The organism is Marinomonas gallaica, from assembly GCF_001639745.1.
Classification (GTDB): domain Bacteria; phylum Pseudomonadota; class Gammaproteobacteria; order Pseudomonadales; family Marinomonadaceae; genus Marinomonas; species Marinomonas gallaica.
The window spans coordinates 1-314 of record NZ_LTAX01000063.1 but is presented as its reverse complement, the minus strand read 5'-3'; the positions used below and the strand labels follow the sequence as shown (position 1 = coordinate 314).

Annotated in this window: 1 protein-coding gene; it reads left to right on the top strand. The window is 45.5% G+C overall.

What is annotated here, in order from left to right:
* Nucleotides 1-19: 19 nt before the first annotated feature.
* The coding region (locus AYW76_RS18615) for a PAS domain-containing protein (protein WP_231872657.1) at nt 20-314 on the top strand (295 nt) is incomplete at its 3' end.

Sequence of the window (314 nt, the reverse complement as noted above, 5' to 3'; positions counted from 1 at the left end):
GCTAGGTCAAACCTCGCGTATGTTTAAGTCCGGCGAGATGTCAGAACAAGAGTACGCGGCAATGTCTCGCACACTTAACACCGGTAACAGCTGGCACGGAGAGCTACAGAGCAAACGTAAGGACGGGCGCTTTTATTGGGAAAGGGCATCCATCAGCCCTCTGATTAATGATCATAACGAGATCACTCATTTTATTGCATTAAAACAAGAGATCACCGAAGAAAAAGAGTTCCAAGACAAGCTACGTTTAGCCTCTGATGTTTTCAATACGGCGGCCGAAGCGATATTAGTTACGGATAAGAATAACCGTATTC